The following is a 22,734-nucleotide window of genomic DNA, read 5'->3' on the forward strand; positions in this document are numbered from 1 at the left end:
ACCGTATCTCTATCTGTTCTGAGTTCAAGAAATTTTGCTGCGTTCCGCTTTAATTTCTTCTACCAATTGGTCGTAGTAATCGGCGTTCAAGAAGTTCGTGACCGAACGATGAATCGCATTCGGTGCTTGCGCTTCCGCACGCTCCGTCAAATCTTCGTGTGTGATGACAAACTGAGCATCTTTCGGCAAGTTGCTGATGGACGTGTTCGTCACTTTGATTGGCAAGTTCGCTTTGTTGACCTTGTTCCGGAGAACCGATGCTCCCATGGCACTCGATCCCATTCCAGCGTCACAAGCGAAGATGATATGGTCGACTTTATCAAGACGATCTGTCACGAGAGCCGATGCGTAAGACTGTTTGCCTTTCATCGCACTCACGTTTTGTGTCGCTTCTTCGAGTGATACTTCCTCTGCTGCGCTCGATTTCAAGATGACACTAGCCACAGCGAACGTGACCGCTGCTGACAAGAGAATCCCTGCCACGAGTCCAAGATATGAACCGCGTGATGCCATCGCAAGAATGGCAAAGATACTACCTGGTGAAGCAGGTGCGACGAGACCGACATCAAAGAGTACGAACGTGAAGATCCCTGTTGCGCCCCCTGCGATCATCGCAAGGATCAAGACCGGCTTCATCAATACGTATGGGAAGTAAATCTCGTGAATCCCACCAAGGAAGTGAATGATAGCTGCACCCGGTGCCGTACGTTTCGCTGCACCTTTGGCGAAGAACATATAGGCGAGAAGTAATCCAAGACCTGGTCCTGGGTTTGCTTCAAGTAAGAAGAGAACGGACTTTCCAGCGTCTGCGACTTGATCGACACCAAGCGGACTCAAGATCCCGTGGTTGATGGCGTTGTTCAAGAAGAGAACTTTTGCTGGTTCGATGAACAGACTCGCAATCGGAAGCAATTTCGCGCCGACGATCCAGTCAACACCTGCCGCCATGACTTTATCGAGGGCACTCATGATCGGACCGAAGATTTCAAATCCTCCAAGCATGAGAAGACCACCGATGATTCCAACTGAGAAGTTGTTGACGAGCATTTCAAATCCTGCTTTAACTTTGCCTTCAAGGGCACGGTCGACTTGGCGGATGACATAACCACCGAGTGGACCCATGATCATCGCACCGAGGAACATCGGAATGTCGGTACCGACGATGACCCCCATCGTGGCGAGTGCCCCGACGACACCGCCTCGTACGTCATGAAGTAATTTACCACCAGTGAAACCGATGAGTAATGGTAAGAGATACGTGATGGTTGGACCAACGAGTTCTGCTAATTTTTCGTTTGGCCACCATCCTGTTGGAATGAAGAGTGCTGTGATAATCCCCCAGGCAATGAAGGCGCCGATGTTCGGCATGACCATCCCACTGAGGAAACTACCGAACCGTTGTACTTTGACTCGGACCCCGCCCGAGCTTGCTTGCGTATTCGCCATGTATAAAACCTCCAGTCGTTTAAATGTGAAAGGTTGAATGTGTAGTGTAGCTAACCGGTTTGTGCTCTACACCTGTATTGTATGCCTGGAGTAAGCGCTTACTCAATTCAATCCAGTTCACACTTTGGCAACATTTTGTGCCAAACAAAAAAATGACCATGGTTCGGTCATTTTTCGTACAATGTTTCATGAATCATTTTCTTCATGCATTCGTGCAGGAGTAAACGAAGATCTTCTTTCGTTCCCGTGCTATAAAGACGCATATGCTCCTCACTCTCAATGAGCGACCCGCTGATCGCACTTAGGAACTGAAGCTCGACGTCACGTGCTTCTTCCGGTGCAAGCAAGACAAGGAGACGTGTCACGGGTTCGGTCGACTGATCCATCATGAGGAGTGGGATCGATGTCGTTAAATCAAACGCAAACACACTCGCCTTCTCAATCGAGGCATGTCGTCCGTGGAATAACGCCAGTTTCGTACCCGGCACACCAAGGCCCGCGACCTCGTGACGACGAAGCAGTTGGGCAGAGAGCTGAATCCCGCTTTGTACGAGGTCACGTTCTTCTAAATGTGTACCGATATCAAGCAAGATATCTTCTAAACGGTCCGTATTATTGAGCGTGACCAAATCGAACTGGTCATCCATCCGCTCGAACGTCTCGACCAATTCCCCGAGTTCTGCGAAATCAAGCATCGTTGACCGCGGCTTCGTTGCGAGTGTCTGAAAGGATTGCGGTAATGACAGTAAGAGATGGCGGACGCGTTGCACTTCTTCACTCGTCAAAAGCGGGTTGACGATTAACGTTGGTACCGATAGCGGTGGTAACGGTACCGTCGACAAGATGACATCATATTCTTCCAATCGGTGCTGTTCGAGTCCGAAAAGTGATGAGTTGACGACGTCTTGCATCTCTGGGAACTCTTGGCGTACCCGATTGACGAGCATCTTCGACGAACCGAGTCCGGCCGAACAGATGACGAGCGCCCGATATTCGCGGCGGCGCACCGGTTTGACGAGTGCTGCCGCAAAGTGCATCGCCCAAAAAACCGTTTCTTCTTCGGAGAACGTATTCGTCCCAAAGACGATGTCGGCGGCCTGTTGAATCGCCGAACGAAGTCCCGGATAGTCGCGGTCGATGTGGGGCTTGACCGTACTCGTCTCTGGTAGCGCCTGCGTATTCATACTCGAGAGGATGTGAGCAAGCAGTCCTCGTTCGAGAGCCGCGTCATCCGTAAAGGTGAACCCGTAGATGAGCGAGACGTGATGAATCAGTTTATGCACCCGAATCTGCATGATCCAGCGTTCTTCCTCGTCTTCTTTCATTTGATCTTTAATTGAGCGCAGACGATTCGCCTCTTCCGCGAACCAGACGCGTTCCGCCATCGAGTAAGTGATACCGAGAGCCGCTTCCATATCGGTGGCGACTTTCAGATAGTCCTCGGACCGTCCTTTCGTATACATCTCTAAAAAGAATCCAGACGCTAATCGCTCTTGTTGCACGCCGTAAGCGAACGTGACTCGCATGATGGTGCGGTCGTCCATCCGCTCAAACGAACGGGATTTCAAATAATCATAACCGTCTCGAAGACCTTCAAGCATCTCCTCGCATGGTACCGTCTTCAAAAAAGCAGGAATGTAGTCGTCTTCTCCACGGACGAAGCGATAAAATGCGAGCGTGTCCCAGTGGGCAAGGAGCGCGTTGATGAGTAGCTTACGCTTCTCGGACTCATAGCCGAGCACTCTAGCTCCGACACCTTTTTTCCGTTCAACTTCTAAATGATACTCTTCGAACCATCGATCCAATTTCTCCAAGTCTTGCGTCAACGTGCTCGGCGAAACGTGCATCTGTTTAGCGACCGCCTGCAATTTAAGCGTATCGTTCTCAAACAAGAGACGCCACGCCAGTTCAAATAAGCGGTCCTCGCTCGTCGGGATCGCTTCTGCAGATAAGATGAGATCTTCTCGTAACTGTTGTTTCGCATCTGGTTTGCCAACCAGGCTCAGTCCATGACCGCGTTGCCAAGCGAGTTCAAGTTCGAACTCTTTTAAGATGCCTTCAAGTAATTGTCGTTCTCGTTGAATCGTGCGCTCAGACAAATTCACCGCCTGCGCGATTTCGGCGAGCGGTGTCGATGTCTCAGTTGCCAATAAGTGTAGTAAAATCGACCGCTCTCGCGCGGTCCACTCATGTCTCATGCTCATCCATCCATTCTTCGACAAGTAGTCGGTATTCCTCGAGCGACAGGAGTTGTCGGACTGACCGGACACGTGCGGTTGGATGGGTGACCGGGGTCGCCCCTTCCTGATAGAGAATCAAATCCACCTCATTCGGGATGTTTTGAATCGTTCCGTGCGTGATCGTACAAGACAAGCGCCCCTCGCTTGCCTGCGCGAATAACTTCGCCGCCATCGCACTTGTCACAAACCCGCTATGGCAAGCAATGTATACGTTCATGTCAGCCCTTCTTTCGTCGCTTATCTTTATCTAATCATAAGTTGGAACCGCTTACTTCTCCTACTATTTTGCTTGTTGGCAAAGATATCGGCAAGGAGTAAAAAGGTTATGTCTACGTCACTAGACTCACTCCTTAATAAGGAGCTAAAGTCTTCATGAAAGTATTCATCTACGGTTTAATCGACAGTTCATTAAAGATATACTTTTAGATTAAAATATCTATTCTTGTAATGAATTGTATTATAATTTATTACATCTTGTATTTACAGAGAGGAATGGACAGAATTGCCTAACTTTAATTGGGAGCATTTAAACCACTTACAGCTCGGAAGATATGCAGAGTACTATGCAAAAATGGAATTCGCGTCCTACGGATGTGACGTCTATACATCAGAAGTAGATGATCACGGAGTCGATTTTGTCATTAAAGATTCCAATAACCGCTTTTGTGAGATTCAAGTAAAAGCAATTCGTAATTCAGGATATGTTTTTATGCAAAAAAGTAAATTCGACCTTACGACTCCAAACCTTTATTTGACACTTCTTTTATTCACCCAAGACGCACACCCTGAACTTTATCTAATCCCTAACGTCGCTTGGTTAGCCCCAAATGAATTATTCGTTGATCGAGATTACGATAAACCCGGACAAAAGAGTAAACCTGAGTACGGATTAAACATTTCAAGAAAGAACAAATCCTTACTTGAACACTATCGATTCGATACAATGATTCAATCATTTATTCTAAGGCAATCCGAAGGAACTAATTAAAAACTGCACTTTGTATGTTGAAAGTATCCAACAAACAAAGTGCAGTTTTTATTAACTCAGCCTCTTCATTATTTATTCCACTGTCACCGATTTCGCCAAGTTACGTGGCTTGTCGACGTCACAGCCACGGGCGAGCGCCGCATAATATGCCATCAACTGAACCGGTAAGACGTTGATGAGCGGTGCCAAGAGTGGCTCGACGTGCGGCAAAATGAAGTCATCATTCTCATGTTCCACGCCTTGCATCGAAATGATACAGGCGTTCGCGCCACGGGCGACGACTTCTTTGACGTTCCCGCGAATATTCAAGTTCGTCTTCGGTTGTGAGATGAGCGCGATGACCGGTGTCCCGTCTTCGATCAAGGCGATCGACCCGTGCTTCAGTTCCCCACCTGGGTACCCTTCCGCTTGGATATACGAAATCTCTTTTACTTTGAGCGCTCCTTCGAGACAGACAGATGCGTCAAGCCCACGACCGATGAAGAACGTGTTCGGTGTCGTTTTCAAATAACGTTCCGCAAGGTCTTCGAACAACTCTTTTTGCGCCATGATCGAGTCCATGATGGTCGCAACTCGGGCAAGCTCCGGCATGAGATCAAACGGCAATTCTTTCCCTGTCGCACGAGCGATGTCATACGCGAGAATCGCGAGGACGGCGATTTGCGCCGTGTACGCTTTCGTCGAGGCGACCGCGATCTCTGGTCCTGCATGGAGGAGCATCGTCTCATTCGCTTCGCGTGAGAGCGTCGATCCCGGTACATTCGTCATGGTGAGCGCTTTGTATCCGCGTTTCTTCACTTCGACGAGTACGGCACGGCTGTCCGCTGTCTCACCGGATTGTGATAAGAAGACGAACAACGGACGTTCACTTAAGAGCGGCATGTTGTAGCCGAATTCAGAAGAAACGTGCACTTCTGTCGGAATGCCAGCGATGCGCTCCAAAATGTCTTTTCCGACGAGTCCCGCGTTATAGCTCGTCCCACATGCGACGATATAGATCCGGTCCGCTTCTGACACGAGCTCACGCACGCCTTCCGTGAGTTCGATGTCGCCGTTCTCGTTCTGGTAATGCTGGATGATGTTGCGGATGACGGCCGGTTGCTCGTCCATCTCTTTCAACATGTAGTGCGCGTACGTGCCCTTCTCGATGTCTGACGCATCGATCTCGGCCGTGTATGGCGCGCGTTCGAGCACGTCACCGTCGAGCGTTTTGATTGTCGCCGACTCACGTGTGAGGATGACGATTTCACCGTCGTGGAGCTCGAGGTACTGGTCTGTCACCTGGAGCATCGCCATCGCGTCTGATGCGACGACGTTGAACGTGCCGTCCCCGAGTCCGACGAGGAGCGGTGACTTGTTCTTCCCGATATAGAGGCGTTCTTTGTCCTCTGAGTCGATCATCGCGATCGCGTACGAACCGTGGAGGTCCGAAAGCGTCTTGCGGAACGCCGCCTCGACATCACCGAGCTCGACGAAGTGTTTCTCCATGAGTAAGACGATGACTTCCGTGTCCGTCTCTGAAAGGAACGGGACGTCGAGCGTGGCTTTCAATTGTTCATCGTTCTCGATTACGCCGTTATGGACGAGCGTGAACCGTCCAGTCGTGCTTTGGTGCGGGTGGGCGTTCGGCACGCTCGGTACCCCGTGTGTCGCCCAACGCGTATGACCGATTCCAATCGTCCCTTCAGCATCAGCCGGTACGATGTCACGGAGTGCTTGAATCCGTCCCACTTCTTTGAACGTACGAACGTTTTCACCGACTAAGGCAATTCCTGCTGAATCATAGCCACGATACTCGAGCTTTTCAAGCCCTTTCAATAAAATCTCTTTCGTTCCAACTTGTCCGATCATCCCTACGATTCCACACATACAAAACTCTCCTCTTTGCTTCGATTTCTCGAAAAAGGAAACGGGCTTTTTTGAGTGATGTCATCAAGTCTCGTTTTGTCCGCCCGGTCACCCGAACGTTTTATCGAGACTCTCTCAGTCGTGACACGCGACTGGAAGGCATCCGCCGAAATCTCGATCACCTTCGTCCTCGTCAACTCCGCAGAGTTCTGGCGCTTCCACTTCATATCTAGCCGTTTCTCCAGATACGCTTTCATGCTATCGAGTACAAGGAGTGTTGGATAGAGAAATTGTTAAAGTAGTCGCTAAATACTTTTTTACCGTTCATGTAAAAGTCACCACTTTCACTAAAAAGCCATCAATCCATCAGGTTTTCGAGTAGGGGGAGAACGGGCATGATACAAGTAACGATATGTGAACTACTCGCCACTTATTTGCTTCACAAATTGAAGGGGGAGCTTCTTGGGAAGACCGTGCTCTTACCAGCCACGGTTATGGACCAAGCTCGTCGGGCAGTCCCTGCCCTGAATGGTTGTCAGTCGGCCAACATCAACAGGTTGATGCTCGCATTGATGTCACGGTCATGATGCGCGCCACAGGCACACGTCCATTCGCGGACATCCATCGTCTTCTTCTGACCTTTCTCGCCACAAGAAGAACAGATTTGCGTCGATGCGAACCATTGATCCGCCTTGATGAGCGTCCGTCCGTAGAAGTTTGATTTGTACTCGAGTTGACGGACGAACTCATACCAACTGACATCTGCAATCGATTTGGCGACCTTGTGGTTTTGCATCATGTCCTTCGACTTCAATGTCTCCACGACGATGACTTGGTTCTCGTCAACGATCCGTCTCGACAGTTTGTGAAGGAAGTCCTTGCGCTGGTTGGCAATCTTTTCGTGTTTCTTTGCCAAAAGTAATTTGGCTTTTTCACGATTCTTGCTACCGATTTTCTTGCGTGACAGCGCGCATTGCGCCTTCTTGACCTTCGCTTCGGATTGTCGGAGAAAGCGAGGGTTGTCAATCTTCTCGGAGACCATCGCGTCGTTCGTCATGACGGCGAAGTGTTCCAGGCCAAGATCAATCCCGACCTTATTCTTGGCTGGAATCCATGGTGCATCGTCCTGTTCGACGAGGATGGAGACGAAGAACTTGCCTGTCTTGGTCATCGACACCGTCGCCGACCGGATGACGCCCTCGAACGGACGATGTTGTGTGAACTTCACGAAGCCGATTTTAGGAAGTCTCACCTTGCCGTCTTCGATGCGGATCGTGCCGTGCTGGTTGTTCGTCGTGTAGGACGCGCGCGACCGCCGTCTCGATTTGAACACCGGGAAGCCGCCCGTCCCGGCGAAGAACTTCGCGAACGCGGCGTCGAGGTTCAGCTTCGCGTTCGCGAGCGCGAGGCTGTCCGCCTCGGCGAGAAACGGGAACAGGGGCTTGTAGGAGGCGGGTGTCGCCGGTTTCCGTCTCGTCCCGTTCCCCGCCTTCGCCTCCTCGCGGATGGCGATGCGGTCCTCGAGCAGCTTATTGTAGATGAACCGTGCGCAGCCGATCGTCTTGATGAGGAACTCTTCCTGTGCCGGCGTCGGGTGGAGCCTATATGTATAGCCTTTCAGCATGTTCGTCCCTCCTCCCCTACGAAGATCGTGATGTGTCCTCCTCATCCGATACCCGCGGAGGGAGAGGAAGAATCTGACGGAATCCCGAACCTTTGTTCGTCACATCTGTCACAGGAGGAGAAGACTATTGGATTGGGCGATTCATCCCCCACCTACGCGGGCTACGGCCCGAGGCGCTTAGAGGAGGGAGAATTCTCGCCTACTTTTGTTAAAGATGGAGGGGAATGAGATGGCAAGTCTATTTTTAGTAATCGGAATCATATTATCTGTCACATCAAAATGGCTGCAATTAAGAGGTCAAAGTGATGTTGGTGACCTACTTGTTTTTCCAGCAGCTTTTTTCCTAGGACTCGCCCTTCTCTTTAGCCTTCCATTCTTTAAAGAATGGTGGGAAGATCCTGCATCGCGCCCAAAAGCTTATCGATTTGCGACATTTGCAACAGTCGGTGTACTTTCGTTTCAATTATTTGCTTGGCTCTTATTTGGTCAAGGTGAATGGCTAGGTTTTCTTTTCCTAATTCCTTTCCTAACCTGCCTCTACTTTGTTATTCGAACGGTCATATAAAATGGGAGAGACGCTCACGCGCTCCCCCATTTTTGTTCTTCTCTTAATTCACGTTCCGTGACATAGTTCTCATCGAGACGAACCATATATCGCTCGTACCATTTATGACCGATGACGGATATGACACCTCCAGTCACCATCAACCCAATAAAGTAAGGTGTCTCAATTTGTTTCGTTACCCATCCGAACATGAGGATGAGCAAAATCGGGAACGTCAAAAAATTAAAAATCGACATCAAGTGTATGTGACGTTTGGCGTCTCGATTGGTTAAATACTTCAATTGAATCGTTTCTTTCTTCCAAGATTTTTTAATCGCAAATAGACCCGCAAATTGACCAATCAAAAGAACAGTTCCTGCTGACACCCATCCTTTTTCAGTCGCCACAAACAGCACAATACAGATCATCCACGACAGAAAAGTGAAGACTCCATTCTTTTCAGTTTCCACTCTGACAAGCTCTCTCATCTGATCACGCTTGTTCACGACGTTGCTCCTTCTCGTATTCACGGACCTCACGAATTTCTTTTAAATCTTGATCCGTCAAATAGTTTTCATCGTAAGACTGAATGACGCGGTCGAACCGCTTCGCCAAGTATTCAATCCCGAAAAACGTCAGTTGCGAAAGGAGGAACATACGGAACGATTGTGTGCCCGTCGTTTCACTCGTGAAGTAAAAGAGTCCATAAATCCCGACACCCGTCAAAGCGAGCGTATGTGCCATCATTTTGAACGATAAGAGGTTTCGTGCCGTCTGATTCGTCACAAAGCGCAGCCACATCCGATATTGTATAAAAATACCCGTCAAGACTGCAGCGAGCACCGCATATAACGTTCCCGTAACAACGCCGTCCGAAAGTGTCCAATACGAGGCATAAATCAAAAAACTGACGACGAGTCCGATTCCGATGATGCCGACACCCCATTTCGTCAAGCGGTCTACTTTTAGAATCGTGTCGATTTGCGCTTTTACTTTTGGTGATAGTTCCATATGTTCTCTCCTCCTTCCAACACTTCCTCATACGTCGGTAATTCCGGATCGATTTGTTTAAGTTGCTTCGTGAACCACTTTTGCCGAGTCGGACTGAGTACTCCCCATATCCCAAAAAAGAGACCGATCACGAGACCAAAATCTTCCGCTGTCAGAAGTGTCACCATGAGCGCCGTCAACAAAATCGCATCCACCCATTCGAATACGTATTGGAATATAAGCATTCGATGAGCCTTCGGATGTTTTGTCATTCGCCACATGATACGCATCTCTTGATAGCCCATCACGACGATGATCATAGAGACCGACGCCATGATGGGGATGAGCCACATTTTCTCTAATAAGAGAGCGACAATAATGGCCGTGACATAAAGAATCAAGATGGGTACGGCATAACCTCGCATTCGTCGCATCCACTTTACGTCTTGCTCCACCTATATCGCCTCCTTGTCGAAATGTATATACTCCATATCTTGTTGTTTCGTTTGTATGTTCACGTTTAACGTCCATAGCACCGCACCACCGATGAATACCGTGACACCCATATACGCCACGTTTGAGGCGAACAGTAATTGATGATTCAACGCGAGGAAAAAGGCAGCACTGTTGAACCCGTCCCGAACGAGTTGACGACGATACAATCCTTTCAGTTCTGGTTGAAACCTCAGACGCATTCGATAGCGCTTCACATATAAGATGTTCAGCGGAATGAGCGCACAGGCGATATATAGCACGCCCCACGTAAGGTCATCTGTTAATAAACTGATCGGTAACATCAGTACTACAAATGTTCCAAACAGGCCGAATATCCATTGGTCGAATAAACGCTTCCATGCTTTTTCTTTTGTCATGCGTCTAATCATTGATTTCGTCGCTCCAAATCTAACTGATGTAACAGCGGAACACGTTCATTTAACCTCTTTTGAAACATCCGTGACATCTGATCGCTTACTACTCCCCATACGAGCAATCCGATCGCTAACATCAAACTGTCATATTGAAAGATTAGCAGAGCCGAAATCAAGGAGACGAGAACACCCGAACTGATCAAATCATACAGTAGGTTCCATTTTAGTAACTTCACGACATCTCGATCTTTCATATGCGTACGACGCATCCGATACTTCTTCACGTCTAATCCAATCATGGCCATTCCAATCAAGACGAACGGAATCGTCAACCAGACATAACGTCCGAAAAAAGATAAAATAATGGCCGTCACAACAAACACCAATAATGTATAGCCGACCCGAAGGTGTGACTTGCGCCATGTTGTTTCTTCCATATGCCAATGTGCCTCAGTCAACTAGAGCACTTCCTTTCCTTCTTATGCATTACTCCTATATACGTACTCTATGTCCTCATTGTTTCACATTTTCCGAATATTCTAGCATTGAATCGTTCGACTTTTTTCAACAATTGACGAACGAAACGTATCCGCTTACAAAGGTTATCTGCTATACTGTTACCAAATTCATTCCCACAAATTTTTTTGAAAGGTGTAGAACTGTATGTCTCCGAAGTACAAGCAAGTTGCGAGTCAGATTGAAGCGGACATCGTCAATCACGTCTACCAACATACGAATAAATTATTGACCGAGGATGAGTATGCCAACAAGTATGGCGTCAGCCGCAACACGGTCCGAAAAGCGATCGAGATCCTCGTCAACAAAGGATACGTCTATCAAGTTCAAGGGAGCGGCGTCTTCGTCCGTGACCATTACAATAGTGATTACATCAATTTAGAAAAACTCCAAGGTCTCACAAGTGACTTCAGCGGTCGAAAAGTCGAGACACGCGTCTTACACTTCGAACAGACGGAGGCGAACGATGAGGTCGCCGAACGTATGAAGTGCCCGATCGGGACACCTGTCTACTTCGTGAAGCGGCTACGTCTCGTCGATGACCACCCGTTCTCGGTAGAGGATTCATACTTCCGAAAAGAGCTCGTCATCTACTTGGATGAGAACATTGTTCAAAAGTCGATCTACACGTATTTACGAAACGACCAAAAACTTGCCATCGGATTCGCCGACCGAGTCATTTACGCAGACTTTTTAGATTCAGAGTCCGCCGACCTGCTCGACCTGAACGAGAATGATCCAGCCTTGATCGTCGACAACACCGTCTATTTGACGAACGGACAAATCTTCGACGTCTCTCGTTCCATCCATCATTTTAAACATGTCAAAATGCTCAAAGTCTCGAACATCAAATCCTAAACGCGCCCGAGAGATGCTTTTCTCGTGCGCATTTTTTATGCATTTTTTTCGAAAAGAAAGGGTTTACACGAAAACGCTTTCGTGCTACTATCAACGTGTAGAAAATATTTGTACCTATGAATTTTAGTTATCCATACAAAAAGGAGAGATATTATGGTTTCTGAAACAATCGAAATCTCACCGGAAGATATTTTCGGTCTCATCGCCCTCTCGGGTGACGCCAAAGCGAGCTACCATCAAGCGATGCTCCTCATGCAAGAAGGAAAGAAAGACGAAGCCGAAGCAGCAGTCGTTGCTGGTGACGCGACATTAAAAGAAGCACATGCGATTCAAACGAAATTCGTGACGCTCGAAGCACAAGGTAAATCGGCAACGGTTGGTGTCCTCATGGTGCATGCGCAAGATCACTTGATGAACACGATTCTCGTCAAAGAAATGCTTGGATATATGATGAATATGCAAAACGAAATCAACGAATTGAAAGGAATGGATCAAAAATGATTAAAATCGGACTCTTCTGTGCGGCAGGTATGTCAACAAGTATGTTAGTAGAAAAAATGAAAGCGGTTGCCTCTGAACGTGGCATCGAAGCTGAAATCGCAGCTTACCCAGAATCGGAGATGGAAACTTACGTTGACAACATCGACGTTGCACTTCTCGGACCACAAGTGAAGTACCTCCTTTCAAAAGGGAAGCAAATCTGCGAACCAAAAGGTGTTCCAATCGACGTCATCAACACAGTCGACTACGGCATGATGAACGGTGCGAAAGTATTAGACCACTCATTGAAACTTGTAAATAAATAAACTGAGGTGATGACTTTGAAAATGCCTAACAATTTCTTGTTCGGCGCCGCTTCGGCCTCTTACCAGGTCGAAGGCGCATGGAACGAGGACGGGAAAGGTCTCTCGAACTGGGACGTCTTCTCGAAAATTCCTGGTAAGACATTTGAAAACACAAACGGCGACGTCGCAGTCGACCATTACCATCGTTATAAAGAAGACATCGCGCTCATGGCGGAGATGGGACTCGAATCGTATCGCTTCTCCATCTCATGGCCGCGTATCTTCCCGAACGGTACAGGTGAAGTGAATGAAAAAGGACTCGAGTTTTACAACAACTTGATCGATGAATGTTTGAAATATGACATCGTCCCATTCGTCACGCTCTACCACTGGGACCTCCCACAAGCACTTGAAGAAAAAGGCGGTTGGAAGAATAAAGAGACAGTTGACGCATTCGTCCGTTTCGCAGATACTTGCTTCCAATCGTTCGGTGACCGTGTCAACCACTGGATCACGTTCAACGAAGCGGTCATCTTCTGCTCACTTGGATACTTAACAGGCGCACACCCGCCAGGTATCGAAGGCGACGTCAAAGGATATTTCCAAACGACACATAACGTCTTCGTTGCTCACGCCCGTGCCGTTGAGCTCTTCAAACAAAACGGTCACACTGGCGAAATCGGGATCACACACGTGTTCAACCCGGCGTTCAGTATCGATGATGCAGAGGAGAACAAGTTTGCCGAAATGCATGCGAACGCTTATGCGACACATTGGTTCTATGACCCGATCTTGAAAGGTGAATATCCAGAGTACGTCGTGAACGGTTTACATGAACAAGGTCTCCTTCCTGAAATGACAGAGGAAGAACTCGACGTCTTGAAACGTACCGCTCCGATGAACGACTTTATCGGTCTCAACTACTACAGCCCGCAGCGCGTCATGAAGAATGACTCGGCGCTCGTCATGGCCGGTGGACGTGAGAACTCGACAGGTCGTCCGGGTAACCCATCATTCGATGGCGTCTACAAGACGGTCAAGATGGATGACAAAGTGTACACGAAGTGGGATTGGGAAATCTCACCGGAAGCGTTCCTCGCTGGGATGCACATGCTGAAAGATCGTTACGGCGACGTCAAAATCTATATCACAGAGAACGGTCTCGGTGATGTCGACCCAATCGTCGACGGTGAGATCATGGACACGCCACGGATCGAGTACATCGAAGGACACCTTCGTGCAGTCAAACATGCTGTTCAACAAGGCATCAACGTTGCAGGTTACTATGCTTGGTCTGCAATCGACCTACTCAGCTGGTTGAACGGTTATAAGAAACAATACGGCTTCATCTATGTCGACCACAACAATGGTCTCGCACGGAAGAAGAAACAGTCGTTCCATTGGTATAAAGAGATCATCGCCACGCGCGCTGAAGACCTATAAGGAGGTTCCCCTATGAGCCGCTTAGAAAGAGTATTTGAAAAGTTCACCCCTGCTTTTGTTCGTTTTGCGAACGCCAAGCCCGTCCTTGCGATTAAGGACGGGTTCATCCTCACGATGCCGATGACCATCATCGGGTCGCTGTTCCTTCTCATCCTGGCGTTACCGATTCCAGGTTGGGCTGACTTCATGTCAGGTTTATTCGGGGCAGACTGGTCACTCCCGCTCACGCAAGTCGTCGGCGCGACGTTTGACATCCTTGCTTTGATCGGTGTTTTTGGAATCGCTTACTCGTACGTCAAGAATGAAAAAATCGAAGGCGTACCAGCTGGTATCCTCGGAATCATCTCGTTCCTCATCATCACACAGGCTTCTGTCCTGTCTGAAGGCGGAGAAACTGTTACCGGGGTTATCCCGAAAGTATGGACAGGTGGACAAGGTGTCCTCGCTGCCATCCTCGTCGGATTGACAGTCGGATTCATCTACTCGCAGTTCATCAAACGCGGAATCAGCATTAAAATGCCAGACGGTGTCCCGCCAGGCGTATCGAACTCATTCTCTGCACTTGTTCCTGGTTTAGCGATCATCTCGCTCGCCGTTGCGACGTTTGCGATTTTCCAAGCGGTTGCAGAACGTACGTTCACAGAAGTCATCTATGATGTGCTTCAAGCACCACTTCAAAACTTGACAGACACACTCGCTGGAGCCGTCATCATCATGGTGCTCATGTCAGTCATGTGGTGGTGTGGGATTCACGGTGCCGCAATCCTCATGGGAATCATGGGACCACTTCTCACAGCGAATGCACTTCAAAACCAAGCCATCCTCGATGCTGGTGGTACGCTCGTCGCTGGCGAGAACGCAAAAATCGTTACGATTCAATTCCTCGACGTGTTCACGAAACTCGGTGGATCAGGAATCACAATCGGCTTCATCATTGCCGTCTTAATCGTTGCACGCTCGGCACACTTGAAGCAGCTTGGGAAGTTGTCACTTGCACCAAGTATCTTCAACATCAATGAGCCGGTCATCTTCGGGATGCCAATCGTCTTCAACCCGATCATGTTCGTCCCATTCGTCGTCGTGCCAGCCATCGCTTCATTCATGGTCTACTTTGCCATCCTTTGGGGTTGGGTCGAGCCGTTCAACGCGCTTCAAGTACCATGGACGACACCTCCAGTCATCTCTGGATTCTTGATTGGCGGATGGCGCGCTGCCCTCTTACAGATTGCAACAATCGCCATGGCCGTTGCCGTCTACCTTCCGTTCGTTCGCATTCAAGACCGCGTTTCGTACGGTGAAGAATTGAAAGCACAAGATGGCTCTGATCAAGCATCAGCCTGAAACAAAAACGACAGCCCTTCTCAATAATGAGGAGGGCTGTTATATTTAGGGAAAAGAGTAAAGGAGTTGGAAATTTGAAAGCATACTATCCTTCTATATTCGCCGTTATCGCTGGTCTGTCCGGATTACTCGGACTGTTGCTTCAATCGGTCTACCCCATCATGTTGTTTCCTGTCTTTTTACTCATTGCGGGATACTTTATGGTACATGCGAATAAGCAGAAAACAACCGTCCGAAACTATACACCGAGCTTTCTAATTTTATCGAGCGCCGCCCTCGCATTCGGTCTTGGCTTCCAATCGATTTTGCCATATGCCATGCTTATCGGGGTCGTAATCCATACGGTCTGTCTCTTCTGTGCCATCATCGCACTTGGACGATATCGGGCACATGTCTCATGAAGGCTGTGACTGGACTCGGTTGGGGCGCATTGATTTTAGCGCTCGCCCTCGCCCCGCTACTTGCCGTCGATTTGATTATCATCTATCTGCTTGAAGACACAGTGTTCCGAATCTTATCGACTCTCGCGATGCTCGGTTGTTTCTATCTATTGTCGACAATCCTCAGTTTGTTCGTTGATGGGTTAACGGGAGCGTTACGCTCGTTTGGTCATGCGAACGTACCGCGTCTAATCGACACCATTCTGCACGGAGCAGTGAGCGGAATCAGTCTATACGTCGTACTGACACTCTTTCCGTCTATCGATTTATCGACGCTCACCGTCATGGCGATTGTATTCGTACACTTATTCGGTGCATCATTTTGGCTAAATCGTGAGAATTCGAAAGAAGACGTACCTCTTGAACTTGATTCCATCGATCAGCAGATCATCCACCTGTTACGAACCGAAACCATCGTGTCTTGCGTCGAACGCATTCAGCATGATTACCCGAATTTACCGAAACGGGACGTATTGAAACGAGTCAAACGCATCAGTCAATCCAACGAAGTCACCGAACCGTTTCATGGTCGGTGACTTTTGTGCGTCATCACGAGCGAATCGTGAGATTTATCCTGGTGTTTCGTTGCCCAATCTATGTAAACAAACGCCAGCCCTTTTTCAGTGCTAGCGTTTTACGTATCCTCTTTCCGGAGCGAATAGCCCTCCACTTCAAGCAACCGCATCCGTCTCTGATCAATCGCCGCATGAATAATCACGGTCACACCTGGATTGAGCTCCATCATCTTCTTGATTTTTCGTAAGTCATCTCCCTTGATCTCAACTGGCAACACGAACTCGCCTTCTCTCAAATGAACGAATTTGATTTTCCCAAGGTCGTCATATCCCGTCACTTCGTATGTCGCAAACTCACGTTTCATAGAACATCCCTCCCCTATCCTCGTTCCCAAAAAGATAGCATTCCACACAAAAAATCCATCCCCGTAGCGGCAGGGATGGATGCATGTTACGCCTCGACGCTATCTGCGTGTTTGGCTTTATGGTCGGCGATGACACCGGCATACCACTTCGCGCTGTCTTTCCAGATACGCTCTTGTGTCTCGAAGTCGATATAGAGGATACCGAAGCGCTTCTCGTATCCGAAGCTCCATTCGAAGTTATCCATGAGCGACCAGAGGTAGTAGCCTTGAATGTTCATGCCTTCATCGTTCAGGTCAGAGACGGCTTCAAGGTGCTGGCGGACGTAGTCGATCCGGTTATCGTCATGGACTTCGCCATTTTCCAGCACGTCGTCAAATGCGGCGCCGTTCTCTGTGATGTAGATTGGAAGGTCAGTATACTCGGAGCGTAAACGACGGATCAGGTCTTTGAATTCGTTCGGGGCGATATCCCAGCCCATGCCCGTCTTCTCGTAGTCCGAGTAAGCGTCTGCCTTCAAGAAATCATTTGCTGCGTTGAACTCGACAATGCCACGGCTATAGAAGTTGATGCCGAAAAAATCACAAGATGTCGAAATCGTCTCCATATCACCCGGTTGGATGAAATCGAAGTTATGCACATATTTGGAGAACAAGTTCATCATGTCGACCGGATACTCACCTTTGAAGACCGGGTCGAGGAACCAGCGATTCGAATACCCGTCGGCATTGTTCATCGCAAGACGGTCATTCGCAGAATCCGACTTCGCGTACATCGGTGACAAGTTGAGCGTGATGCCGATCGGGGTCGTGGACGTCATCTCTCGCTTCAACAACTCGACCGCTTTTCCGTGCGATAACAACATGTGGTGCACGGCGCGCACCGCTTCGTTCATGTCACGATGACCCGGTGCGTGAACACCGACGTGGTAGCCGAGGAAGCCGGCACACCAAGGCTCATTGTGGGTGATCCAAGAGTCGACGATGTCATCGAGCTCTTCAAAACAGACTTTCGCATAATCGAGGAACCAGTCGACCGATTCACGGTTGACCCAGCCACCTTCTTCGTGAGCCCACATTGGAAGGTCCCAGTGATAAATCGTGACGGCTGGTTTGATTCCTTCTTCACGTAGACGCAGCGCCAAGTTTTTGTAGAACGCCATACCTTCTGGGTTGTACTCTCCCTTGGCAGGGAAGATGCGTGGCCACGCGATGGAGAATCGATACGTGTCGACACCTAGCTTTTTGATGTGCTGGATGTCTTCCTCGTAACGATGGTAGTGGTCACATGCGACATCACCGTTATGCTTTTCAAACACGCGCCCGTCGATGTCACAGAACATATCCCAGATGGAAGGAGTACGGCCTCCTTCGTTATGTGCGCCTTCAATTTGGTACGAGGACGTGGCTGTCCCGAATACGAAGTCTTTCTTAAAATGCATAGTGTTTTCCTCTTTTCTCTATATTTATTCTTTGACAGCACCTGCCGAAATACTGCTGACGATGTACTTCGAGAGGAACAAGAAGGCAATCATGATCGGTACGACCGAGATCGCGATGCCCAGGTAAAGCGAGCCAAGGTTCTCTGCGACTTGTGATCCTTTCAAGAAGCCCATCAAAACAGGCAACGTGTATTTCTCAGGCGAAAACAAGAGGACAAGTGGCATCAAGTAGTTGTTCCATGAGCCGATGAACGTGAAAATCGACATCGTTGCAATCGCTGGCATCATCATTGGAAGTGCGATTGTGTGGAAAATACGTAGCTCGCTCGCACCGTCAATCCGTGCCGCTTCAATCAAACTGATGTGAAGCGTCGCTTGCGTATATTGACGGATGAAGAAGACGGTGAACGGTGTTGCAATCGCTGGGACAATCAATGGAATGAACGTGTCCAAAATACCGAGCGTTTTTGAGATCTCATAGAATCCAATGAGTCCGAGTTGCGCTGGCACCATCATCATGACAAGCATGAAGATGAACATCGCATTTTTCCCTCTAAAGTTATAGAACGTAAAGCCGTAAGCCGTTAGGGCTGAGAAGTAACCAGACAAGACCGTCACCGATACAGAGATGATCAAGCTGTTCTTGAAGCCGTTCCAAATGTTGATGTATTCGCTGAGCGTCGCATAGTTGTCTGCGAGCGCCGTTCCCGGAAGAAGTGAGAACCCAGCCATGATTTCTCCATTCGTCCGTGTCGCGTTGACAATCATCATCAAGAACGGAATGAAACAGATAATCGCGAGAAGGATGAGCCCTGTATAAATCAAACCTCGTGCGAATCGCTTATTCGTTGTCTTCTTAGAAGGCGGCGCCACTTTAAGCGGGCGCTCCTCTTTCCGTTTCGGCTGCGCTTCGCTATCTGGAAGCATTCGCCGTGATTCCGCATTTTGTTCCATTGCTTACGCCCCCTTCTGTGTCGCGCGCTCTTTGCGGAACATACCCTTGAAGACGACCGCCGAGAAGATCAGCGTGATCAAGAATAGGCCGTAAGCGACCGCTGACGCATAGCCATAGTTGTTATACTTGAAGGCTTGGTTGTACAAGTAAAGCACCATCGTGTTCAACGAACCGTCTGGTGAACCGATCCCGTCTGTAATCAACATCGGAAGGTCGAACAACTGGAGTCCACCGATGAGTGAAGTGATCATGATGTAGAGAAGAATTGGTTTCAAGAGCGGCAACGTCACTTTCGTAAACATCTGCCAACGGTTCGCACCGTCAATGTGAGCGGCTTCGAAGTAATCTGTCGAGATGCCCGATACCCCTGCCATGACGATGATGAAGGAGTGTCCGAACCACATCCATGTCAAAATGAGTGAAACGGATAACTGTGCCGTCACAGGTTCTGCCAACCAGTTGATCGGATCCGAAATCAAGCCGATTTTCATCAACACCATGTTGAGTGAACCGTGCTGCCAGTCGAGTAAAATACCGAACAAGAGCGCGACCGAACTGATCGTGATCAAGTTTGGAAGATAGAAGAACGAGCGGAAGAACGAGAGTCCTTTTAACTTCAAACGGAGATCAGAGAAGATGAGCGCCAAGAGAAGCGCCAATCCAATCTGCAAGACGAAGTTAATTCCCCAAATTTTGATGGTGTTGAAAAACGCCTCGATAAAGTACGTATCCGTCAACAACCGTGTGTAGTTCGCAAACCCGACGACCTCTTCACCCGGGCTCCCCGTATAGTTCGTGAAGCTATAATAAAGCGTTAAGAGGACCGGATAGATGCTGAATGTCAAGAAGACGACCCAGAACGGGGCGATGAACAGATAGCCGTAACGATCTAGTTTTTTCACGTGTATTTCTCCTTCCATAAGAACCGAGGGGGAGCTCCCCCCTCGTGTTGGTCATCGTCAGTCTACAACGATGTCTGGGTAAGCGTTCTTCGCTTGTTTTTTGAACTCTTCAATCGCTTCTTCTTTTGACTTTTTCCCTTCTACATACTGAAGGACAGATGCACCATAAAGTGTATCGAGCTGTTGGTCGTATTTCGTGACGATACCTGGTGTGATTTCATCTGCTTCATCGAGGAAGAACTCATAGTTGTTTTGTCCGCCGAGGAACTCATCGCTGAAGTCGGCTTTGATCTTGTCTGTGACCGGGTTGAACGCAAGTACGTCGCCTGTCTCTTGTGCCCACTCTGTCAAGAATTCTTCATCCTGTGTCATGAGTTTTACGAAGTCGTAAGCGGCTTCTTTGTTTTTCGATCCTTCATAGACTCCGAGCCATGTACCGCCCCAGAAGTATGGGCTTGGTCCGCTTGTGACAGCCCAGTCACCTGCAGTCTGTTTCGCGTTCTCTTTTAATACAGAGTGGAGACCCCATGTTGGGAGGACGTATGAGAAGACTTGTGTCTCTGTTTCTTTTCCGTTCTCTTTCACTTTGATTGGCTTATCCATTCCTTCGAACCATGATGGTGACCATTCTGGTGCGAGCGCAGTGTATTGCTTCTCACGAAGTTCTTTCGCATAGTCCATGTAGTTGATCTTATCTTCTGTCAAGACGAGTTCGTTTTTATCGTTGACCCACGCTTCTGGGTTTGCTCCTTGTGAGAACCAACGGATCGCACCTTCGTCCGGGAACATCTTGTATCCTTTTTGTTTCATCTTCTCAGCAACTTCGAAGACACCGTCCATCGAGCTCATCATTTCACCGATTTCAGTCGGGTCGTCTGTACCAAGTACTTCTTTTGCTAAGCTACGTTTGTAGTAAACGCCACCTGGTGTCGTTTGCCATGAAAGAGCGCGAACGTTTCCATCTTTATCTTTCCCGAGGTCAAACACGTACGGGACGTAGTTGTCTGCGATTTCATCGACACTGTATGGCTCGTCCGAAAGGTTTTCCCAATAACCTGCATCAACCCATTGTTTAAGGAATGCGATTTCTCCCGTGAAGACGTCCGGTGCGCCGACGCCACTCTCAAGTGCTGGCTTCAATTTCGTTGGATAGTCCGCGATCGGGACGATAGTCAATTCAACTTTGACACCGTTCTTCTCTTCATATGTTTTAATTGGTTCTTTTAATTCGTCCGTAAATGACCAAACTTTTAAGACGTCATCTTTTGATTCAGAAGCTCCGCCTTCGCTGTCTGAGCAGCCGCTCAAGACGCCAACTGAAAGTGCTCCGAGTGTAAGTAAGCTGACTAATTTACGCATGTGTTGTTCCCATCCTTTTTATAAGTAATAGTAGAAAGCGCTTGCAAAAAGAGGTTTAAAATTATCGAAAGCGCTTTCGTTACGATCGAAATAAAATATCGAAAGCGGTTTCGATTTCTTTCAAAAATGACTTTCGAAATCGCGCTCCCCTCTCCATCCACTGAAGAAAAGAGAGCGACTTCGAAACATCATTGGCTATAAATCACTGTTTGACCGGTGCACAGGATGCCCGTTCGACTAAGCGTACCGGAATGACGCGACGTTCAGTGAGTCGCTCTTTCGCGGTCATTTGTTCAAGTAAAAGTTCTGCTGCCGCTTCTCCGATTTCGTCCGTATCTTGGCGAATCGTGGTCAGTTTCGGCGTGATGTATTGAATCATTTCAATGTCATCATATCCGATGACAGAGATGTCATTTGGGACATGAAGACCGTGCTCGTGAATGGCTTCGATGACACCGATTGCCATTTGATCCCCGGCCACAAAGACTGCAGTCGGTTGATCGGCTAGTTCAAGCAATTGTTCCATCGCTTGTTTCCCTTCCTCAACCGAGAAGAAACCGGCGTTGACGAGGTAGCCTGGTCGAATCGGAAGGTCCAGCTCTTGCATCGCAAGTTCATATCCTTTGATTCGTGCCGCTCCAGCGTCAATCGTTTCATCCCCAGCGATGTGGGCAATTTTTTGGTGGCCGAGTTCATAGAGATAATTCACGGCGAGACGCGCCCCTTCGATATTATCGGAATAAACGACGCTACAGTTGGCGCTGTCCATATCGACGACGACGATTGGGATGTCGCTTCGCATGAGCTCTTGAACTTGCTCATCCATTCGGTCCGAGCAGATGACGACGATCCCGTCGACCGCACGGTGTTTAAAGTGTTCGAGGTAACTCATGTCACGATTGCGTAGATTCCGCGAGGCAAAGATTAAATCGTAGCCCTGCTCCTCTGTCGCGTGACGAAAACTTTCGATGATTCCGTTGAAGAACGGGTGCTTCATCCCGACTTCGTTCGCCTCTGAGAACATGACCCCGATCGCCCATGATTTTTTCGTCGATAACGACTGGGCATGTGCGTTCGGCAAGTAGTCCATCTCAGCAGCGGCTTGAAGAATCTTCGCTCTCGTCTTGTCACTCACGTCTTTATAATTGTTCAACGCTTTGGACACTGTCGTGATTGAGAATCCTGTTTTTTTGGCTAAATCATAAATCGTACCCATGTCATTCTCCTCTTCCCGAAAGCGCTTTCGGTAATTTGATTGTAGCGTATG

25 protein-coding genes are annotated in these 22,734 nt (G+C 48.5%); 9 read left to right on the forward strand and 16 right to left on the reverse strand.

Annotated elements, in window-relative coordinates:
• Positions 1 to 24: 24 nt before the first annotated feature.
• The 3 genes from ACFO4U_RS14050 to ACFO4U_RS14060 form a co-directional block, all read right to left on the reverse strand.
• Positions 25 to 1,446, reverse strand: coding sequence for a PTS mannitol transporter subunit IIBC (locus ACFO4U_RS14050; protein WP_196431520.1), 1,422 nt, complete (start codon positions 1,444 to 1,446; stop codon positions 25 to 27).
• Between the two features lie 167 nt (positions 1,447 to 1,613).
• On the reverse strand, positions 1,614 to 3,644 hold the full coding sequence (locus ACFO4U_RS14055; RefSeq protein ID WP_215244370.1) for a BglG family transcription antiterminator: 2,031 nt from the start codon (positions 3,642 to 3,644) through the stop codon (positions 1,614 to 1,616).
• Positions 3,634 to 3,903 carry a PTS sugar transporter subunit IIB gene (locus ACFO4U_RS14060; protein WP_074034712.1) on the reverse strand — a complete coding sequence of 90 codons (270 nt, stop codon included), beginning with the start codon at positions 3,901 to 3,903 and terminating at the stop codon, positions 3,634 to 3,636. Before ACFO4U_RS14060 ends, ACFO4U_RS14055 begins: the two co-directional genes overlap by 11 nt.
• 285 nt (positions 3,904 to 4,188) lie before the next feature.
• On the opposite strand from ACFO4U_RS14060, the gene ACFO4U_RS14065 reads away from it, so the two are divergent.
• Positions 4,189 to 4,674: a DUF4365 domain-containing protein gene (locus ACFO4U_RS14065; protein ID WP_196431521.1), complete on the forward strand. Its 486-nt coding sequence runs from the start codon at positions 4,189 to 4,191 to the stop codon at positions 4,672 to 4,674.
• Between the two features lie 72 nt (positions 4,675 to 4,746).
• On the opposite strand, the gene glmS is transcribed toward ACFO4U_RS14065, so the two are convergent.
• Both glmS and tnpB read right to left on the reverse strand, forming a co-directional pair.
• Positions 4,747 to 6,543, reverse strand: coding sequence for a glutamine--fructose-6-phosphate transaminase (isomerizing) (gene glmS / locus ACFO4U_RS14070; protein ID WP_215244371.1), 1,797 nt, complete (start codon positions 6,541 to 6,543; stop codon positions 4,747 to 4,749).
• Between the two features lie 514 nt (positions 6,544 to 7,057).
• Positions 7,058 to 8,146: an IS200/IS605 family element RNA-guided endonuclease TnpB gene (gene tnpB / locus ACFO4U_RS14075; protein WP_215244372.1), complete on the reverse strand. Its 1,089-nt coding sequence runs from the start codon at positions 8,144 to 8,146 to the stop codon at positions 7,058 to 7,060.
• A gap of 229 nt (positions 8,147 to 8,375) precedes the next feature.
• On the opposite strand from tnpB, the gene ACFO4U_RS14080 reads away from it, so the two are divergent.
• A complete protein-coding gene (locus ACFO4U_RS14080) occupies positions 8,376 to 8,711 on the forward strand; it encodes a hypothetical protein (protein ID WP_031424632.1) in 336 nt (111 codons plus the stop codon).
• Between the two features lie 14 nt (positions 8,712 to 8,725).
• On the opposite strand, the gene ACFO4U_RS14085 is transcribed toward ACFO4U_RS14080, so the two are convergent.
• From ACFO4U_RS14085 to ACFO4U_RS14105, 5 genes are read right to left on the reverse strand one after another with little or no spacing between them, the layout of a single operon-like run.
• Positions 8,726 to 9,196, reverse strand: a complete 471-nt coding sequence (locus ACFO4U_RS14085; protein ID WP_214691517.1) for a hypothetical protein — start codon at positions 9,194 to 9,196, stop codon at positions 8,726 to 8,728.
• Entirely contained in the window at positions 9,183 to 9,701 is a 519-nt protein-coding gene (locus tag ACFO4U_RS14090) for a hypothetical protein (RefSeq protein ID WP_215244373.1), read from the reverse strand. Before ACFO4U_RS14090 ends, ACFO4U_RS14085 begins: the two co-directional genes overlap by 14 nt.
• Positions 9,680 to 10,135, reverse strand: coding sequence for a hypothetical protein (locus ACFO4U_RS14095; RefSeq protein ID WP_215244374.1), 456 nt, complete (start codon positions 10,133 to 10,135; stop codon positions 9,680 to 9,682). The genes ACFO4U_RS14090 and ACFO4U_RS14095 overlap by 22 nt, the downstream gene beginning before the upstream one ends.
• Positions 10,136 to 10,564, reverse strand: a complete 429-nt coding sequence (locus ACFO4U_RS14100) for a hypothetical protein (protein ID WP_215244375.1) — start codon at positions 10,562 to 10,564, stop codon at positions 10,136 to 10,138.
• Positions 10,561 to 11,007 carry a hypothetical protein gene (locus ACFO4U_RS14105; RefSeq protein ID WP_215244376.1) on the reverse strand — a complete coding sequence of 149 codons (447 nt, stop codon included), beginning with the start codon at positions 11,005 to 11,007 and terminating at the stop codon, positions 10,561 to 10,563. The genes ACFO4U_RS14100 and ACFO4U_RS14105 overlap by 4 nt, the downstream gene beginning before the upstream one ends.
• Positions 11,008 to 11,212: 205 nt before the next feature.
• On the opposite strand from ACFO4U_RS14105, the gene ACFO4U_RS14110 reads away from it, so the two are divergent.
• From ACFO4U_RS14110 to ACFO4U_RS14140, 7 genes are all read left to right on the forward strand, one after another.
• Complete coding sequence (locus ACFO4U_RS14110; protein ID WP_214784886.1) at positions 11,213 to 11,923, forward strand: GntR family transcriptional regulator; 711 nt, start codon at positions 11,213 to 11,215, stop codon at positions 11,921 to 11,923.
• A 153-nt stretch (positions 11,924 to 12,076) separates the two neighbouring features.
• Positions 12,077 to 12,424 carry a PTS lactose/cellobiose transporter subunit IIA gene (locus tag ACFO4U_RS14115; protein WP_031424619.1) on the forward strand — a complete coding sequence of 116 codons (348 nt, stop codon included), beginning with the start codon at positions 12,077 to 12,079 and terminating at the stop codon, positions 12,422 to 12,424.
• Positions 12,421 to 12,729, forward strand: coding sequence for a PTS sugar transporter subunit IIB (locus ACFO4U_RS14120; RefSeq protein ID WP_015880671.1), 309 nt, complete (start codon positions 12,421 to 12,423; stop codon positions 12,727 to 12,729). Before ACFO4U_RS14115 ends, ACFO4U_RS14120 begins: the two co-directional genes overlap by 4 nt.
• Positions 12,730 to 12,744: 15 nt before the next feature.
• A complete protein-coding gene (locus ACFO4U_RS14125; RefSeq protein ID WP_214758675.1) occupies positions 12,745 to 14,151 on the forward strand; it encodes a GH1 family beta-glucosidase in 1,407 nt (468 codons plus the stop codon).
• 12 nt (positions 14,152 to 14,163) lie between these two features.
• Entirely contained in the window at positions 14,164 to 15,492 is a 1,329-nt protein-coding gene (locus tag ACFO4U_RS14130) for a PTS sugar transporter subunit IIC (RefSeq protein ID WP_214784889.1), read from the forward strand.
• 74 nt (positions 15,493 to 15,566) lie between these two features.
• Positions 15,567 to 15,893 (forward strand): hypothetical protein, encoded by a 327-nt coding sequence (locus ACFO4U_RS14135; RefSeq protein ID WP_214784891.1) that lies wholly within the window; start codon positions 15,567 to 15,569, stop codon positions 15,891 to 15,893.
• Positions 15,890 to 16,468 carry a hypothetical protein gene (locus tag ACFO4U_RS14140; RefSeq protein ID WP_215244377.1) on the forward strand — a complete coding sequence of 193 codons (579 nt, stop codon included), beginning with the start codon at positions 15,890 to 15,892 and terminating at the stop codon, positions 16,466 to 16,468. The genes ACFO4U_RS14135 and ACFO4U_RS14140 overlap by 4 nt, the downstream gene beginning before the upstream one ends.
• 98 nt (positions 16,469 to 16,566) lie before the next feature.
• On the opposite strand, the gene ACFO4U_RS14145 is transcribed toward ACFO4U_RS14140, so the two are convergent.
• The 6 genes from ACFO4U_RS14145 to ACFO4U_RS14170 all read right to left on the reverse strand — a co-directional run bounded on the left by ACFO4U_RS14145 (position 16,567) and on the right by ACFO4U_RS14170 (position 22,683).
• A complete protein-coding gene (locus ACFO4U_RS14145) occupies positions 16,567 to 16,812 on the reverse strand; it encodes a hypothetical protein (protein WP_031424613.1) in 246 nt (81 codons plus the stop codon).
• Positions 16,813 to 16,898: 86 nt separating this feature from the next.
• On the reverse strand, positions 16,899 to 18,251 hold the full coding sequence (locus tag ACFO4U_RS14150; protein ID WP_215244378.1) for a GH1 family beta-glucosidase: 1,353 nt from the start codon (positions 18,249 to 18,251) through the stop codon (positions 16,899 to 16,901).
• Positions 18,252 to 18,275: 24 nt separating this feature from the next.
• A complete protein-coding gene (locus ACFO4U_RS14155; RefSeq protein WP_214685726.1) occupies positions 18,276 to 19,205 on the reverse strand; it encodes a carbohydrate ABC transporter permease in 930 nt (309 codons plus the stop codon).
• 3 nt (positions 19,206 to 19,208) lie between these two features.
• A complete protein-coding gene (locus ACFO4U_RS14160) occupies positions 19,209 to 20,108 on the reverse strand; it encodes a carbohydrate ABC transporter permease (protein ID WP_015880663.1) in 900 nt (299 codons plus the stop codon).
• Positions 20,109 to 20,165: 57 nt separating this feature from the next.
• Entirely contained in the window at positions 20,166 to 21,467 is a 1,302-nt protein-coding gene (locus ACFO4U_RS14165; RefSeq protein ID WP_215244379.1) for an ABC transporter substrate-binding protein, read from the reverse strand.
• Between the two features lie 202 nt (positions 21,468 to 21,669).
• On the reverse strand, positions 21,670 to 22,683 hold the full coding sequence (locus ACFO4U_RS14170) for a LacI family DNA-binding transcriptional regulator (protein ID WP_214691530.1): 1,014 nt from the start codon (positions 22,681 to 22,683) through the stop codon (positions 21,670 to 21,672).
• Positions 22,684 to 22,734 lie beyond the last annotated feature (51 nt).

This window comes from Exiguobacterium profundum (genome assembly GCF_042652865.1).
Lineage (GTDB): Bacteria > Bacillota > Bacilli > Exiguobacteriales > Exiguobacteriaceae > Exiguobacterium > Exiguobacterium profundum.